13 protein-coding genes are annotated in these 14,056 nt (G+C 59.7%); 4 read left to right on the top strand and 9 right to left on the bottom strand.

What is annotated here, in order from left to right; all coding sequences use genetic code 11:
* Positions 1–541 precede the first annotated feature (541 nt).
* Complete coding sequence (locus tag C8264_RS18375; protein ID WP_108462440.1) at positions 542–979, top strand: hypothetical protein; 438 nt, start codon at positions 542–544, stop codon at positions 977–979.
* Between the two features lie 356 nt (positions 980–1,335).
* Here C8264_RS18375 and C8264_RS18370 read toward each other — a convergent pair whose 3' ends face one another.
* The 6 genes from C8264_RS18370 to C8264_RS18345 all read right to left on the bottom strand — a co-directional run bounded on the left by C8264_RS18370 (position 1,336) and on the right by C8264_RS18345 (position 6,312).
* On the bottom strand, positions 1,336–1,707 hold the full coding sequence (locus tag C8264_RS18370) for a vWA domain-containing protein (protein WP_108462439.1): 372 nt from the start codon (positions 1,705–1,707) through the stop codon (positions 1,336–1,338).
* Between the two features lie 199 nt (positions 1,708–1,906).
* On the bottom strand, positions 1,907–2,548 hold the full coding sequence (locus C8264_RS18365; protein ID WP_108462438.1) for a helix-turn-helix domain-containing protein: 642 nt from the start codon (positions 2,546–2,548) through the stop codon (positions 1,907–1,909).
* Positions 2,549–3,022: 474 nt separating this feature from the next.
* Positions 3,023–3,655: a response regulator FixJ gene (gene fixJ, locus C8264_RS18360; RefSeq protein ID WP_108462437.1), complete on the bottom strand. Its 633-nt coding sequence runs from the start codon at positions 3,653–3,655 to the stop codon at positions 3,023–3,025.
* 2 nt (positions 3,656–3,657) lie between these two features.
* Positions 3,658–5,109 carry a PAS domain-containing sensor histidine kinase gene (locus C8264_RS18355; RefSeq protein WP_162783758.1) on the bottom strand — a complete coding sequence of 484 codons (1,452 nt, stop codon included), beginning with the start codon at positions 5,107–5,109 and terminating at the stop codon, positions 3,658–3,660.
* Positions 5,110–5,173: 64 nt separating this feature from the next.
* Positions 5,174–5,998 (bottom strand): universal stress protein, encoded by an 825-nt coding sequence (locus C8264_RS18350; protein ID WP_108462435.1) that lies wholly within the window; start codon positions 5,996–5,998, stop codon positions 5,174–5,176.
* Complete coding sequence (locus tag C8264_RS18345) at positions 5,995–6,312, bottom strand: DUF4342 domain-containing protein (protein WP_108462434.1); 318 nt, start codon at positions 6,310–6,312, stop codon at positions 5,995–5,997. Before C8264_RS18345 ends, C8264_RS18350 begins: the two co-directional genes overlap by 4 nt.
* A 210-nt stretch (positions 6,313–6,522) precedes the next feature.
* Here C8264_RS18345 and C8264_RS18340 point away from each other — a divergent pair, with 210 nt between their 5' ends.
* A complete protein-coding gene (locus C8264_RS18340) occupies positions 6,523–7,278 on the top strand; it encodes an SDR family NAD(P)-dependent oxidoreductase (RefSeq protein WP_108462433.1) in 756 nt (251 codons plus the stop codon).
* Between the two features lie 74 nt (positions 7,279–7,352).
* Here C8264_RS18340 and C8264_RS18335 read toward each other — a convergent pair whose 3' ends face one another.
* The gene (locus C8264_RS18335; protein WP_108462432.1) at positions 7,353–8,942 is read right to left on the bottom strand and encodes an MBL fold metallo-hydrolase; all 1,590 of its coding nucleotides are present in this window, start codon (positions 8,940–8,942) and stop codon (positions 7,353–7,355) included.
* Between the two features lie 365 nt (positions 8,943–9,307).
* Here C8264_RS18335 and C8264_RS18330 point away from each other — a divergent pair, with 365 nt between their 5' ends.
* Positions 9,308–10,309 carry a universal stress protein gene (locus tag C8264_RS18330; protein ID WP_108462431.1) on the top strand — a complete coding sequence of 334 codons (1,002 nt, stop codon included), beginning with the start codon at positions 9,308–9,310 and terminating at the stop codon, positions 10,307–10,309.
* Between the two features lie 30 nt (positions 10,310–10,339).
* Here C8264_RS18330 and C8264_RS18325 read toward each other — a convergent pair whose 3' ends face one another.
* A complete protein-coding gene (locus C8264_RS18325; protein WP_108462430.1) occupies positions 10,340–11,176 on the bottom strand; it encodes a DUF6544 family protein in 837 nt (278 codons plus the stop codon).
* Positions 11,177–11,335: 159 nt separating this feature from the next.
* Here C8264_RS18325 and C8264_RS22990 point away from each other — a divergent pair, with 159 nt between their 5' ends.
* Positions 11,336–12,157: a VIT1/CCC1 transporter family protein gene (locus tag C8264_RS22990; RefSeq protein ID WP_425430697.1), complete on the top strand. Its 822-nt coding sequence runs from the start codon at positions 11,336–11,338 to the stop codon at positions 12,155–12,157.
* On the opposite strand, the gene C8264_RS18315 is transcribed toward C8264_RS22990, so the two are convergent.
* Positions 12,154–14,013: a heavy metal translocating P-type ATPase gene (locus C8264_RS18315; protein WP_108462429.1), complete on the bottom strand. Its 1,860-nt coding sequence runs from the start codon at positions 14,011–14,013 to the stop codon at positions 12,154–12,156. The genes C8264_RS22990 and C8264_RS18315 overlap by 4 nt on opposite strands.
* Between the last annotated feature and the right edge of the window lie 43 nt (positions 14,014–14,056).

Genomic DNA, 14,056 nt, shown 5'->3' with positions numbered 1-14,056 from the left:
TTTTTGGCCAAGTCCAACCCAATGATGCTAACCTCGTTCATGGACGCCTCCTCTGTAGCGGTTCTCGACACCGCAACTCTGGCACATAAATGCCGTCGGGGGGCGTCCACCCCATCGGCGTCGGATAGGGCCCCCTATCGGCGTCCAACCTTTTGGAAGCCGGTTACTCCGAAAACCTGGGCCTCATTCCACGCCTAATCACATGCAACAGGGGTCAACGATTTATGCCCTTCGGCCTGAGTTCTCCGAACATGATGATTGTTTGGGACCTACTCGGCTTTGGCATGACCGACATCAGTGCACCAGCAAGCTGGCTGATACGAGCCGAGCTCGAGGGAAGATGCGTTTTCGAGATTGCCGGCGGCACCACCAGCAGCGTTAAGTAATGGCCGCTGCTTTCGGGAACGGCCATCGTAATACCGAGCGGCGGAATGGGGGTCGATCGCAGACCGGCACCTCGGAAGTGGCTGGCGGACTGAACAGCTTCCAAGGAATACGGCTAGATACACAACATTCGTTCGAACGCCGGAAGGAGCTAGAGATGACTATCACAAAAGAGAATGTGGAGGAGTTTTTTTATCGATATGCCATGTCCTTCAAGGATGGCTTGGAGGGCTCGCTGGATATGGAAGCTCTCCGCTCCCTCTACTCTTCCCACTTCATTGCCGCGGGGCCTCAAGGGGTCATGACAGGCGACAACGATCATGCCTTCGGCGAAAAGGTATCGAAAGGGTATGAACAATATCGCCAGATCGGAACAAAGGCGATGACCGTCACCGCGGTCGAGGTGCATCCAATCGACCAGACGCACTGTCTCGCTCACGTAGGCTGGAATAGTGAGTTCGAGAAGGATGGCAGGCGTATCGATGTCCCGTTCACCAACGCCTATCTCCTTGAGCAGAACCACGGCAAGCTGAAGGTGTTTGGCTGGATCACTGGCGATGAAGTCCAAGTGCTCAAGGACAAGGGGCTGATGTGACACCCGGGTGGCCGACTGCGTCGCAAGCTCCGTGCCCCAAGCTCTGGAGTACACGGAACACAGCACCTTGGAGTGCCGCGACATCCAAGAACTCACGCCGTACTTTTGCTGTGACCGAGGAAGCCTACAAAGCCGAGTCGCCGTGTGGCCGCCGCAACCCGGTTCCCATTACGTGGAAGGGCAATGGGTTGCTTGGCTGACGGCCAACACCGCCTAGAGTGGGGGCCGGAGTGAACCAATTGGCACTCCCACTAGCCCAGATCTCATGCCTGCGCAGGCTATTCCGGCCTGTCAGGCAATGAGTCCGGTTTGCCTCGGTTCCCGCACGCGACCCAGAGGGTCCGTCAGTGCGCCATTCAAAGAATACCCAATCCTTGTACCCGATAGGTGTGAGTTTCCTTGGCCGGTCCACGCACCGAAATGTATTCGCCGAGCACGAACGACTCGTCGCCTAGGTGGATGCCCCATTGATCCTTGAAATTAGCATTGTCGTCGTAGTCGAATTCCCATCGGCCTCCGGGTCCGTGCCGGATAAGACCCGTCGTGGTCTCGCCGTTCCGCTTGAACTTGCGAACCACGCATTGGTCGCGACTGCGACGCCAGGCTTTTGGGTCGATGCGCCCGCTTTCGTCCAGCGGGACAAACAGGTCGTAGCCTGTCGCCTGGTCCCCCTCAGGATGCGCGGCCTCGCGAGCGAGTTCGAGTCGGATATGCGTCATCTTCGGCATTGATCGCTCCTTTATGGCCGCCCCACCGGCGCCTTCACTTCAAACGACTGGGGAACATCTGATTTACCCTGACGCCGCCCAGATTTTCCATTTGCGGCAAGCGGCCAAGGGATAAACCAGGCTCTCAACGAGAAGCCTATGTTCTCGTCGCCAGCCTAAGGCTTGCACCAAGCCCCACCTTGACCTCGATCAAGTCCACTCAGCGTCTGCAGACGGCCTCGAGGCCCGGGCGATCCAAGATCTCGATGGAGTGAATGTCCGGCACGTGGACGAACCCTTGGTCCCGAAACCGGCGAAGGATGCGGGAAACGGTTTCAAAGCTCACTCCGAGGTAGTCGGCGATGTCACTGCGAGTCATCGGCAGTTCGACTTGGCTGACGCCCCCTTGCCGGTCCGCCAAGTCGCACAAGAATGCAGCCAGCCGCTCATCGACGATTGTCTTGCCGAGGACGAGCAGATGCTCCTGAAACCGGGTAAGATTCTGGATCACCAAAGGGAAGAGCTTGGCGCAAGCTTCCGCGTCACGCGAGGGCCGTAGCACACGAATCCCGGAGTAGCCTACAGCCTCGGCAAAGAAACGGTGCTCCGATTCGCTTTCCCATCCGAATATGTCGCCGGCGTAGGAAAACCCGCAGACCTGCCGCCTGCCCTCCCTGGTGAAGCGACCGATGCGCACACAACCAAACTCCACCATATAGAGCGAGCCGGCAGGCTCACCCTCGCCGTAGATCTCCGACCCGTCGTGATAGATCGAACGCGCATCCTGTGCCGCACCGACCAGATACATCGGAATGCCGGGCGTCCCGGCGATCGGCCGGTTTAGAGTAGGTTGGAAGGTCATCCGCTTTCTCCCTGAACTCACGGGAGTAGAAATAGCCTACGACCAACCGACGCAAAACTCGGGTCAACGACATTGTAGAACTACTACGTAGCGGGTCCGACAGCTCCCTCCAGCGTGTCGCTCAACCTTTTCCCGAGATGTGATTTTTCCAGCCAGTACCATTGCGAGGGGCAATCTGACGGACGGGATCTGGCCGACAAGACAATTACCGGCATAACAGGAACGCCACGGGTCTGCTTGCACCGGGAGAGGGAATCTTCGTCGACTATTACGGCAGCGGTTTCATGTCGGCGAGAATTGGTGGGATCATCGACAACGGGTTGGTAGCCATGTGCCAACACCAAGAATGCCACTGAACTGTACAGGTCCGTGTCGGGAATTTCGATGAGTATCCGGAGCTTGGGCATTCAACGCTCATCCCGACTACAGTTCGCGACAAGCTAACCGCTGCTCAGGATCACGCTTTGATGACGATCAAGCCGAGGTGTCCCCGTCACCAAGGAGGCCTGCGGACAATGCCATTCGGACCAACTCGGGGAGCGACTTTGCATGCAACTTAGCCATGACGTTCGCCCTGTATACCTCGACGGTACGGGGACTGAGATCCTGCTCGTGAGCGATGGTCTTGTTTGCTTTTCCAGCGACCACGCCATTGAAGACCTGCCGCTCTCTAGCCGACAGGCTGCTTAACCGGTCGAGAATTAGCTCTTGTTCACGGTCATTCTCTCTCGCGTCCCTTGCTCTGGAAGCCAAGTTCTTGAGCGCGTCGAGGAGGACCGCAGCCGCGAACGGCTTTTCGATGAAATCCGAGGCACCCACCTTCATCGCGTTCACGGCCATGGCTACGTCACCATGCCCGGTCACCACGATGGAGGGCAGCATGGTGCCGCTTTCGCTCAACTGCTTCAGCAGCGCAACTCCGTCCATCCTGGGCATGCGCAAGTCCGTGATGAGACAATGCCCTGGGGGGTACGGATGAGATGCGAGGAACGCCTCCGCCGAGTCGTGGACCCGCACCGCGTATCCTGCAGACGAAACCAAGAAGGACATTGATTGCCGGATTGAAGCTTCATCATCGACGATGTGAACGGTTACGCTGCTCGTCATGGTCAGAACCTCTCCTCTTGGATCGGGAGCGTGAAACCGAAGGTGGTGCCACCCGACGGCCTTGCAGTTGCCCAGATCTCCCCACCATGCGCCTCGATGATGCGCTTGGAGATCGACAATCCAATACCCATGCCGCTTGGTTTGCCAGAGACGAAGGGCTGAAAAAGGCGTTCTGAAACTTCCGCGGGGATGCCCACACCCGTATCGCTGATCTCGATCACGGCAGTTGCGCCGACGCGCTTGGTCGAGATGTTCAGCATCTTGTCCTGGCTAGTTCTCATCGCCTCTACGGCATTGCGGATCAAGTTCACCACCACTTGCTGGATCTGAACCCGATTGGCCAGCACCGGTGGAGTTTCACTCACATAGTAGAATATCCTGAGCCCCTTTTCCCGCGTTCCCACCAAGGCTAGCGCGCTTGCCTCCTCCACCAGGCTCCTGAGGTCGGTAAAGTACTTTTCGGTATCCCCTCGGGTCACGAATTCCCGGAGGTGCCGGATGATGTCACCGGCACGAAGTGTCTGCAGGGCTGCCTCCTCCAATGCCTGCTGCACTTCGGCGATCCGCGGCCCCGGGATTTGCTCCAAAATCAGCTGAGAGCCGTAGATATAGTTCGCGATGGTCGCCAGCGGTTGGTTCAACTCGTGTGCAAGGGTCGACGCCATCTCACCTAGTTCGTTGTATCGAGCAAGGCGGGCGACCTCGTCCTGGGATTCTTGTAGGCGCGCGAGGCTGTCCTCGATGGCAGTGAGGTCGCGGACGAAACCAACGAAGTGGCGCCTGCCCTCGATCACCATTTCGCCAACAGCCAGCTTCATAGGAAAGGTGGTACCATCCCTGCGTGCCCCAACGACCACTCGGTCGGTCCCCATGATGCGCCGCTCACCTGTCTTCAGATAGTGATCCAAGTAGCCGTCGTGCTTGTGTCGATAAGGCTCGGGTATGAGCATCGACACGTTGCGGCCCAACACGTCGGCAGCGGAATATCCGAACTGTCGTTCGGCGGCGGGGTTGAAGGCCCTGATGGCTCCATCCGCCTCAATGACCACGACTGCGTCGAGTGCGGTATCGAGCAGGGTTGCCAATTCCCGGCTCCGTTCCAACAGATCGCGTGCGGTTCGTTGCTCCTGCTGGCGCGCCGCGTGCAGTTGCTTTCCTCCCCAGGCCAAGGTCACTCCCAATGCGCCGAACAGCCCCAAGTTCGCGTATAAGGCGCCAACGGGATAATTATCGCGGAGGATCCCGAAAATAAAAGCTAGCGACAGCAGCGTAGCGACTATGCCCGGCGTGAAGCCGCCAAGCACGGCTGCACAGAGCACTGCAGGGATGAAAATCGATGCCACGATGAACACATCGAAAAACACGTCGATGAAGCGTAAAGTCAGATAGGCCAGCAGTACAAGCCCGCCAGCTACGAAGTACCGTTTTGCTTCCGACTGGATACGTACTTGCATTGCCCGGGCCGCCCCGCCCGGCATGAGAGTAGGACCCTTGTCCTTGCTGGGCAAGGTGTCCCCTTCACCTGGACATAAGCACCGGAACTTCGCACTTGCTCAGCAACGCCCTTGTCACGCCACCAAGAAGGCGCTGCTGCAGCCGTGAATGGCCGTAGGCTCCCGCGACAACAAGGTCCGGTCCGGAAGACGCGATCTCGTTAAGCAAGGCGTCTGCAGCAGAATGCCAGCCAGCTAGTTCCTTGATTTCGGCTTTGATGCCGTGGCGGCTGAGGTATCGACCGATGTCGGCACCCGATGCCGTGTTGGATGCCTGTTCAGCTTCATCGGTCACGATGGCGAGGGTGACCCGCTTTGCTTTCTTGAGGAATGGGATGGCGTCCTTGATTGCCCGGGCAGCCTCTCTGCGCGTCTTCCAGGCGACAAGGACGCTTCCGATCTCGGCCAGCGTAGGCTTCTTCGGGGGCAAGAACAGGCATGGTCCCCCGCTGCCGAACAGCACAGCTTCTTCAACCCGGTAATCGCCTCCGGGATCCCCATGGGGCCGGGTTGCGACGAAGAGATCGGATGCCCGGGCCTCCGTGGCGAGAGCATCGCCGATCGTGCCCCTCGTCCCTGAAATGATACGAAGGTCATTGGCAACAGCGAAACGTTCGAACCGAGCGGACAACACACTCTTGTGCTGTCGCGTCATGGATGCAGATTCATCGACCATGCTTTGGAGAACATCGGCGTACATCGGGTCGGGAACGGCGAGCAGCTCCGGTTCCAAGTGCACCAGCAGTCCGGTGAGATGAGCACCGAATATGCCGGCGAGCGCATCTGCAAAGCAGAGCCGCACTTCATCCTCTTGGGAACCGGTCAGGTGAACGACGATATCCTTGATCATGGTGCGTTATTCCCAGGTTGCTGGCGCTCGTCTTGCTCGGGACCGTCGTAGGTCACGTCCACTTGCACTTTTGCGAGCAGACCTGCGAGGGCAGCCAGAAGCACGAGCCAAGGCGCCGTCAGCACGAAGACCCCACCCACGATTGCGCCTGCAGTCAGGGGAATGGATACATAGACTTCGCCGGTTTCGGAGCGGATAGTGAGCGTCCGCACATTGCCTTGCGCCAACAGCTCCCGGATCTTCTCGGGCAGCAGGTGTCCGGGGAGTTGGAGGCTTTCCGTGGGGTCTGCGTCAGGTCGGCGTTCATGTGTCATGTGATGTCTCCTTCTTCGGAAACCTTCGCATAGACAGCAAACCCACGCCTTGATCCGCGTCAAGACTCGACACCAAGTAAGCCGAGTACTCTCGGCTCCTGACCGGGAATGTGATCCTGCCGCAGCTCCGGGCTGGGGGCAGTTGACCGGCATCAAGGAACCGGACGGCGCGCTTCGCTATGAACGTCTCATCGGCAATGGAGAAAAATCATGGATCAGGACTTCAAGGACAAGGTTGCTCTGGTGACCGGTGGAGGCTCCGGCATCGGTGCGGCAATCGCCGAGCGGCTCGCGGAAAGGGGCGCTTCGGTGATGGTTGCGGACCTGAACCTGGAAGCCGCGGAAGAAGTTGTGAGATCGGTTGTTGCAGCGGGCGGCAAGGCGTCGGCCTGTGTCGCTGACGTGAGTTCGGCGATCGAGGTCGAGGCAATGGTCGAAAGTGTTCGTAGCACCTTCGGAGCTCTCCACTTCGCGGTGAACAATGCCGGCATCGCAGGACCGGCAGCGCCGACCGGAGAGTATCCACTGGACGGCTGGACCAAGGTCATCGACACAAACCTCAACAGCGTGTTCTACGGTCTGCGCTACCAACTGCCGGCGATCCAGCAAGCCGGCGGCGGCGCGATCGTGAACATGGCATCGATCCTGGGCACGGTAGGCTTTGCCAGTTCCTCCGCCTACGTGGCGGCCAAGCACGGGGTGGTCGGGCTCACCAAGGCAGCGGCTGTGGAATATGCAAAGCACAGGGTAAGGGTCAACTCGATCGGGCCCGGGTTCATCGACACCCCCCTGCTCTCCAAGAACCTGGACGACCAGACACTTGCCCACATACGCGGCCTTCATCCAATCGGGAGGCTCGGGACATCGGATGAGGTGGCGGCCCTGACCTTGTTCCTCCTGTCACCTGCAGCAAGCTTCATCACCGGCAGCTATCACCTGGTCGATGGCGGCTACACTGCCGTCTGAGAGCGAACACTGGGTCGGCAAGGAGATATGGGCAGGATCGGCGGCCTCCCGACCTTCCCTCCTGCCCCACCCTTTCATTCTTGCTCAAGTGCCCGCTTCAGCTTCCGGACGATAATGCCGCGTGTGCGCTCGTCAGCAGCCTTTGACAAAGCGTCACTGATGTCGAGCAGCAGGTCCGCCTCGTCATTGCTGCTGTCGGGTTGCCCGGCATGTACCTGCACCAGCCGCGGTTCGTCATCGGAATCGATCTCGATCGCTCGGCCATTCTGCAAGAGGAACGCCTGATCCAGTTCGGGAACCATGATCTGGTCGGTTGCGAGCATCCTTCCAAATCGCTCACGCAGGGCAGAGAGGTTGGGAGCTTCCCCATGGACAAGGAATACGGTGCCGTTGACGGGTTTGCGGCTTCGAAGCCATGCTTCCAACTCAGTTGCGTCGGCGTGTCCCGAATACACATCCAGCGATCGTATGGCAGCGGCGACCGAAATCTCTTCGCCATGGATCCTGACGGAAGTAGCGCCATCCAGTAGAACGCGGCCCAGGGTGCCCGCCGCCTGGAATCCAACCAGCAGCACCGTTCCCTCCGGGCGCCACAACCAGTTCTTCAACCTGTGCCTTATTCTGCCGGCATCGCACATCCCGCTGGCCGAAATCACCACGTGAAAGCCGCTACGCTGATCCAACATCTTGCTTTGCTCGACAGTCTCCGTAATCGTGAGATGGGGTGAGTTCAGCGCCCGCAACAGCTCGGCGCCGTGTTCCAGCTCTTCGGCATGGTGTTTGAAGACTTGGGTTGCCCTTGTCGCCAAAGGTGAATCGATCACTATCGGGAAGGCTGGGACCCTGCCCTCCTCCATCAAGCCCACAAGATCGACCAGGACCTCTTGGGTGCGCTCCACGGCGAACGACGGGATCAGCAGTGCCCCACCTCTTGCAGCCGCGTCGACCACCTGTTGTTGCAGGAGATCCCTTCGGCTCCCGGCGTGCTCCAATGGCCGCTCGACAGCCCCGTAGGTGGATTCGCATACGACATAATCCACCCCTTCCGGTCCCTCGGGATCCCACTGCAGCAGCTTCCCCATCGGCCCGATGTCTCCCGAGAACAGTATGCGAGTAGCGGACCGGTCCTCCCCGGACACCTCCATTTCGATCGAAGCAGATCCGAGTAGGTGTCCCGCATTCCAGTATCGAACACGTATTCCGTCGGCGACAGCGACCCATTCCCCGTAGTTCACCCTCGAGAAGCTCTGAAGGCAGGCGTACGCATCTTCGACCGAGTAGACCGGCTCCGGCGGTTGACGGTTCCGGCGACGTTCCCGCTTACTCCGCCGCTCCGCCTCTTGCTCTTGTATGTGACCGGAGTCCGGCAACATGACAGAGCATAGATCCACCGTCGCCTGGGTCGCGTGGATCTTGCCCCTAAACCCCTGCCGCACCAGTTTCGGTAGCAGACCGCTGTGATCGATATGCGCGTGGGTCAGCACAACCGCGTCGATCGTTGCGGGGCCAAAGGGGAAATCCCTCGAGTTCAAGGCTCGCTCGCTGTTCGACCCCTGGAACATGCCGCAATCCACCAGCACGGTGGACCGGCTTGCCTGCACCATGAAGCAAGATCCGGTAACACCTTGTGACGCGCCCAAGAACTTAAGTGTGAGTTGTTCCATTCCGTTCCAACTTCCCTGCAAGAGATGCCACACTGGCTATCAGGAACCGCATCCCGCCTATCGATTAAGATCAAACGGGAGGCGGGCAACAAACGACATCCTCCAGCCAGCACCGAGGATGTCGTTCCGTCGGGCATGTTCCTCCAGGAGACGGCGCCCTGTGCCAGGAATTATTGTCGCTGTCGAAAGCGCGACGCTGACAACGCCATGCTCGCCCAGATTCCTGGTCTATGCCGTCAAGGGCTGAAGTGGCTACCTAGGAAGTAGGGCCATACGATTAGTCCCAGCAAGCCGTGCCAAACCCCCTGGTGAAGATAGCCGATAGTAAACAACCACCCAGCGAACCAGAGTGCACCAAGTGAAGTATGCTGCGTGATCTGGATGCGTTCCAAAGCGAGTTCTCCTGCTTGCCCAACTACATCCTCGCCAAAGGTTCGCAGCCCGCCTTGATCAGCGTCAAAGATCTGATCTTTGATCCCGTTAAAGTGCCGCTGGCTTGCCCCGCTCCTGTTGAGATGGGCCTTGGAGACATCACGATGCTTACCGACGCCTTCGTTCCGATGTTGACCTACCCCGAACAAGCAAGCGCAAAAGAGCTGCCGGCGCTTAGCTCGCTGCTCGACAGCTTCGCTACTCACGTTACCTATTGCGCTGTAGAAATCGATGTGCCCGATCTTGCAGATCGTTGGGGATCGTCCCTCATGGCTTTGCCGCAGATGATGGCGGAAGTGGAGGGTCGCAGCCGCCGATGCGCAGCCGATCTCCTGCACCACGCGTCGATGCTGGAGAGCAGGCTCCAAGCCCATAGTTTCACCATCCGTGCAGCATTCGCCGATCCCGGACCTGCTATCGCCAAGCAGGCTCGACATCATGATCTCTCAGTGTTCGCCATGCGCGATCGCAGCGCCGACCACCAAGGTATTGCCGAGAACCTGATCTTCGGTGCGGGCCGCCCCCTGATCGTCGTGCCCGAACGAGGCGGGTACTCGACCGGAGTTACCAAGATTGCCATAGCCTGGGACGGCAGCCCGACCGCTTACCGCGCCATTTTCGACGCGATACCCTTGATCGCCAATGCCTTGGAAGTAACCGTTCTTACCGCGAGTGAAGACAAGAAGGTGCCTCAGGCGTCTACCGACGCCTTGCTGGGGTATTTGGCCCGCCACGGAGCCAAGCCAAGCCTGCGAGAAGTCGTTTCGAGCAAAGCGGGAATCGGCGAGGACCTGCAGCTGTCCGCAGCGTTGGTCGACGCCGACATGCTGGTGATGGGTGCGTACGGGCACAGCCGCCTGCGAGAGTTTGTCCTAGGCGGCGCGACGGCGGCTGTCTTGTTAAACCCTAAGATGCCTGTTTTTCTGTCACGGTAGTCATTTAAGGCTTCAACTGCCCACAGGGGCTTAACCCCGATCGACGGCAGGCACTCCGAGTGGTTCATAGGAAACCACCGTTCCGTGCCAGTAGGTGAATAGGCCATCTGGTAGAAGCCATCCCACCTCGCCATACGTCGGAATCCTGTATCGTCCGACGTTCTGGTAGTTCCCGTAGAAGCCGTGCCATGGCGTGGGCCTTGTTCCGCCCCCTTCGATCGTCATGGGGCGGTCGTCAGCCTCCATTCGGACAATATCCCCAGCCCCGTCGAAATAGAACCTGACTGTCGCAGATCCACTTACCCCGGTTCCGGTGACTTCAACGGTGTTCTTGTCGAGCTCTCGCCATTCCAGTGAAGCATTGTTCAGGATGGCGTCGGGGTACACGGGAAGCTCTGACAGGTACCGCATCATCTCGCCCTTGTCGAAGTCAGGCCCAGTGCCTCCAGATACCGGCAATGCACCGAACAGGCGGACCGCAAGGATGCCTTTCTCCTGAACATAGGCGTCCAACACTGCCACGGGAAAGACCCCCATTCGCGCCTGTGCATACCAAACGAGTCCCGAGACCGAGGTGTGTGTCCACTGGTCCGCCAGCAACGGCATCTCCTCGCCGTCTGCCTTGGACATGAGCGTAGCCTTGTGTCGAGCATGGATAATCGTCGGAGCACCCAACTGACCGCCAGCTTTCAGAGCAAAGTTGCGAACGGTATCTGGGAGGCTGGGTTTGGCGTCCGATGGGATATGGGCGAATAGCTCAAGCCGAAGCCGCTGAACATCGCCGTCAAAACGCGCCGCCGAGTACCTCAAGTAGACGAAAGCGGCCACAGCTACTGCGACGATGAGTGCCGATAAGACTATCATCATGCTTCATGGATGTTCCAAGTTCCGATGACCGTCTCATGTCACCGAAATGCAGGGAGCGCTTTGACGCGGATCAAGGCACGACCCTGCTATCCGTTACAAGCTGATCACGACGCTCGCTTCTGCTTCGTTTCGTTCGTGTAGGTGATCCGGAAGATCACCGTGGACATATTGCTAGTCTATGACAGCATCTTCGGTTGCACTGCCGAGGTCGCGAACATCATCGCGGATGAGCTCCGGTCGATTGGACACCATGTGGTCATGCAGGAAGTTCACGAGGCACACAGAACTGCGCTGGTTCGCCATGACCTCGCGATAGTGGGCTCTCCCACCCGAGGATTTCTCCCAACGCGGGGAATGCGAGAATTTACAGCCAGTCTGCCGCGTCCTGATCGCCCTATCCCGTGCTGCCCTGGAGCTGTTCTGATTGCGGGTGTGGCCGGGCTTGCCGCCGGCGCCATGTCCATGGCTGCCGGCGAGTATGTCTCGGTCAGTTCCCAGTCCGATGTCGAGCGGGCGGACATGCTGCGGGAAAAGGGGGCATTGATCGATACGCCAGCTGAAGAGGAAACGGAATTGGCTTCTATCTACGAATCGCGTGGGCTTACCCCACCGACGGCAGCATTAGTTGCCAGGGAAATGACCCGGAACAATGCCTTGGAAGCGCATGTCAGGGACGAACTTGGCCTGTTTGAAATCCACAGCGCCAATCCGCTCCAGGCACCAGGCAGCACTGGCCTCAGGTGTGACCTTCTCAGTCGCCGCCGCATTACCGTTGATCGCCTCCGTACTGGCCCCATCCGGCATGATCATACCGGTAGTCGTCGTAACCACCCTTGTCTGCCTTGCTGGATTTGGGGGCTCTTTGGCGCTCAGGCGGGCGGTGCACCCAAACTGCGACCAACCGCACGTGTGTTGTTCTGGGGAGCAGCCGCAATGGCTATCACTGCAGTAATCGGTCGCCTGTTCGGCGTTGATGTCTAGCACGGAGACGAAAGCGCCTGAGGTTGGATGCGCAAGGCCCTCAAGGCGTTCAGAATGACGGCCACGTCGATGGCCTCCTGCAGCAGCGCCCCTTGCACGGGTGTTAGGTAACCCAGGGCCGCGGCCATCATTCCAGCGACTGATAGGCCAATGCCGGCGGCAACGCTCTGGAGCGCAATTCGCCGCGCTCCCTGCGCTATCTCGATCCCTGGCAACAGCCGATCCAGGTGGTCGACCAGCAGAACCACATCCGCGGCCTCCGCAGAAGCAGCCGAACCGCGGGCTCCCATCGCCACCCCCACATCCGCAGCCGCCAGAGCCGGCGCATCGTTGACACCATCGCCCACCATCATCACAGGGGCATGGCTTTCCCGTTCGTCCAAGACCAGTTGCACCTTCTGATCCGGGGTCATCTCGGAGTGGACGGCATCCAGACCCAATCCTACCGTGATGGCTTGGGCCACCGCATGGCGGTCTCCGGTCGCCAGCATGATCCTGTCTATGCCCAGTTTCCGAAGTCCCGCTAGCAGTCGAGCGGCTCCCGAACGCAATGCGTCGGCCATGATGATATGGCCCACGAGCTTTCCGTCGACCGCCACCGACACCAGCGCGGAGCCTGCTTCGAGAATACCGGGCTCCGGAACGGTCGCGCCGAGCATCCCGGCAACGAAGCTCGCGCCTCCCACCACCACATCACGGCCATCGACCACTCCCACGAGGCCTTCTCCGGCAATCTCAACCACCTGCTCCGGGATCTGTAGTGCCCTGCCCCGTTCACGTGCCGAACTGACGATAGCAAGGGCCATCGGGTGTTTTGACGCTTGCTCGAGCGAGGCTGCGAAGAACAGGAGCTGGTCCTGGCTCACGCTGTCGAGGGTTTCGATGGAAACGATCTGCGGGCGTCCGTCGGTCAGGGTCCCGGTCTTGTCCAGCACCAATGTTCGGACTCCGGCTAGTGACTCGAGGGGCCGCGCGCCCTTGATCAGGACGCCGAATTGCGCGGCGCGGGACAAGCCGGCAACGAGGGCGACCGGCACGGCCAAGATCAACGGACAAGGGGTGGCGACCACGAGTACCGCGACGGCGCGAATTGGATCGCCGGTAAACCACCAAGCCGACACCGCCAGCACCATGGTAATGAGGAGGAAGAGCAGCGAATAACGGTCAGCAAGCCGGGCCATGGGCGCCTTTGAGGCCTGCGCCGCTTCAACCAACCGCACGATCCCGGAATAGGTGCTTTCCGAGGCACGTCTGGTGACGCGAAGGTCGAAGGCCTCGCCCGCATTGGTCGATCCGCTCATCACGTCCCGGCCACGGCTAAGCCGTACCGGCATGGACTCCCCCGTTAGCGCCGACTGATCCAGTATAGCCCTCTCGCCCTCCACCGCTCCGTCTACGGGCGCCACATCTCCCTGGCGGATGAGAAGCAGGTCATCAGGTTCGATATCTTCAAGTGGAACATCCTCGAGCTTCCCGTCCCGATGCCGGGTGGCGGTCCGGGGCACGCGGGACAGGAGCTGGCTCATCTCTCGACGGGCTCGGCCCTCGGCGAAACTCTCGAGGAAGGTCCCGCCAGAATACATCAGGGCAACCACTGCCGCCGCCAGGGTCTCACCAAAGAGCAACGCCGCCGACATGGAAAGGGCGGCCACGATGTCGAGCCCAACTTCGCCCTTGGCGAGGCTGCGAACAATTTCGACAATCAGTGCCGCGAGTACGGGAAAGACCCCGATGGACCATGCGAACGTGGCTAGTTCGTTTTCGGCAGCCAACATCAGACCGAGCCCTGCCACCAGTCCCACCAGCGCCACGATCAGAAGGGCGACGTTCAAGCGGGCTTGCAGAGAAGGAGGCATTGCAAGATCGTTCCCTGGTTCAACTGCCGCGTCACGGGGAAAC

This window comes from Devosia naphthalenivorans, from assembly GCF_003056355.1.
Lineage (GTDB): Bacteria > Pseudomonadota > Alphaproteobacteria > Rhizobiales > Devosiaceae > Devosia > Devosia naphthalenivorans.
This window is presented reverse-complemented; position numbering and strand designations above follow the sequence as displayed.

What these genes read in the sequence shown, in the direction of transcription:
- C8264_RS18325 (WP_108462430.1), bottom strand. Translation starts at nt 11,176, where the DNA reads ATGATGATAGTCTTATCGGCACTCATCGTCGCAGTAGCTGTGGCCGCT.
- C8264_RS18350 (WP_108462435.1), bottom strand. Translation starts at nt 5,998, where the DNA reads ATGATCAAGGATATCGTCGTTCACCTGACCGGTTCCCAAGAGGATGAA.
- C8264_RS18315 (WP_108462429.1), bottom strand. Translation starts at nt 14,013, where the DNA reads ATGCCTCCTTCTCTGCAAGCCCGCTTGAACGTCGCCCTTCTGATCGTG.
- C8264_RS18335 (WP_108462432.1), bottom strand. Translation starts at nt 8,942, where the DNA reads ATGGAACAACTCACACTTAAGTTCTTGGGCGCGTCACAAGGTGTTACC.
- C8264_RS18330 (WP_108462431.1), top strand. Translation starts at nt 9,308, where the DNA reads ATGCTGCGTGATCTGGATGCGTTCCAAAGCGAGTTCTCCTGCTTGCCC.
- C8264_RS18340 (WP_108462433.1), top strand. Translation starts at nt 6,523, where the DNA reads ATGGATCAGGACTTCAAGGACAAGGTTGCTCTGGTGACCGGTGGAGGC.
- C8264_RS18375 (WP_108462440.1), top strand. Translation starts at nt 542, where the DNA reads ATGACTATCACAAAAGAGAATGTGGAGGAGTTTTTTTATCGATATGCC.
- C8264_RS18365 (WP_108462438.1), bottom strand. Translation starts at nt 2,548, where the DNA reads ATGACCTTCCAACCTACTCTAAACCGGCCGATCGCCGGGACGCCCGGC.
- C8264_RS18370 (WP_108462439.1), bottom strand. Translation starts at nt 1,707, where the DNA reads ATGCCGAAGATGACGCATATCCGACTCGAACTCGCTCGCGAGGCCGCG.
- C8264_RS18345 (WP_108462434.1), bottom strand. Translation starts at nt 6,312, where the DNA reads ATGACACATGAACGCCGACCTGACGCAGACCCCACGGAAAGCCTCCAA.
- C8264_RS18355 (WP_162783758.1), bottom strand. Translation starts at nt 5,109, where the DNA reads ATGCAAGTACGTATCCAGTCGGAAGCAAAACGGTACTTCGTAGCTGGC.
- fixJ (WP_108462437.1), bottom strand. Translation starts at nt 3,655, where the DNA reads ATGACGAGCAGCGTAACCGTTCACATCGTCGATGATGAAGCTTCAATC.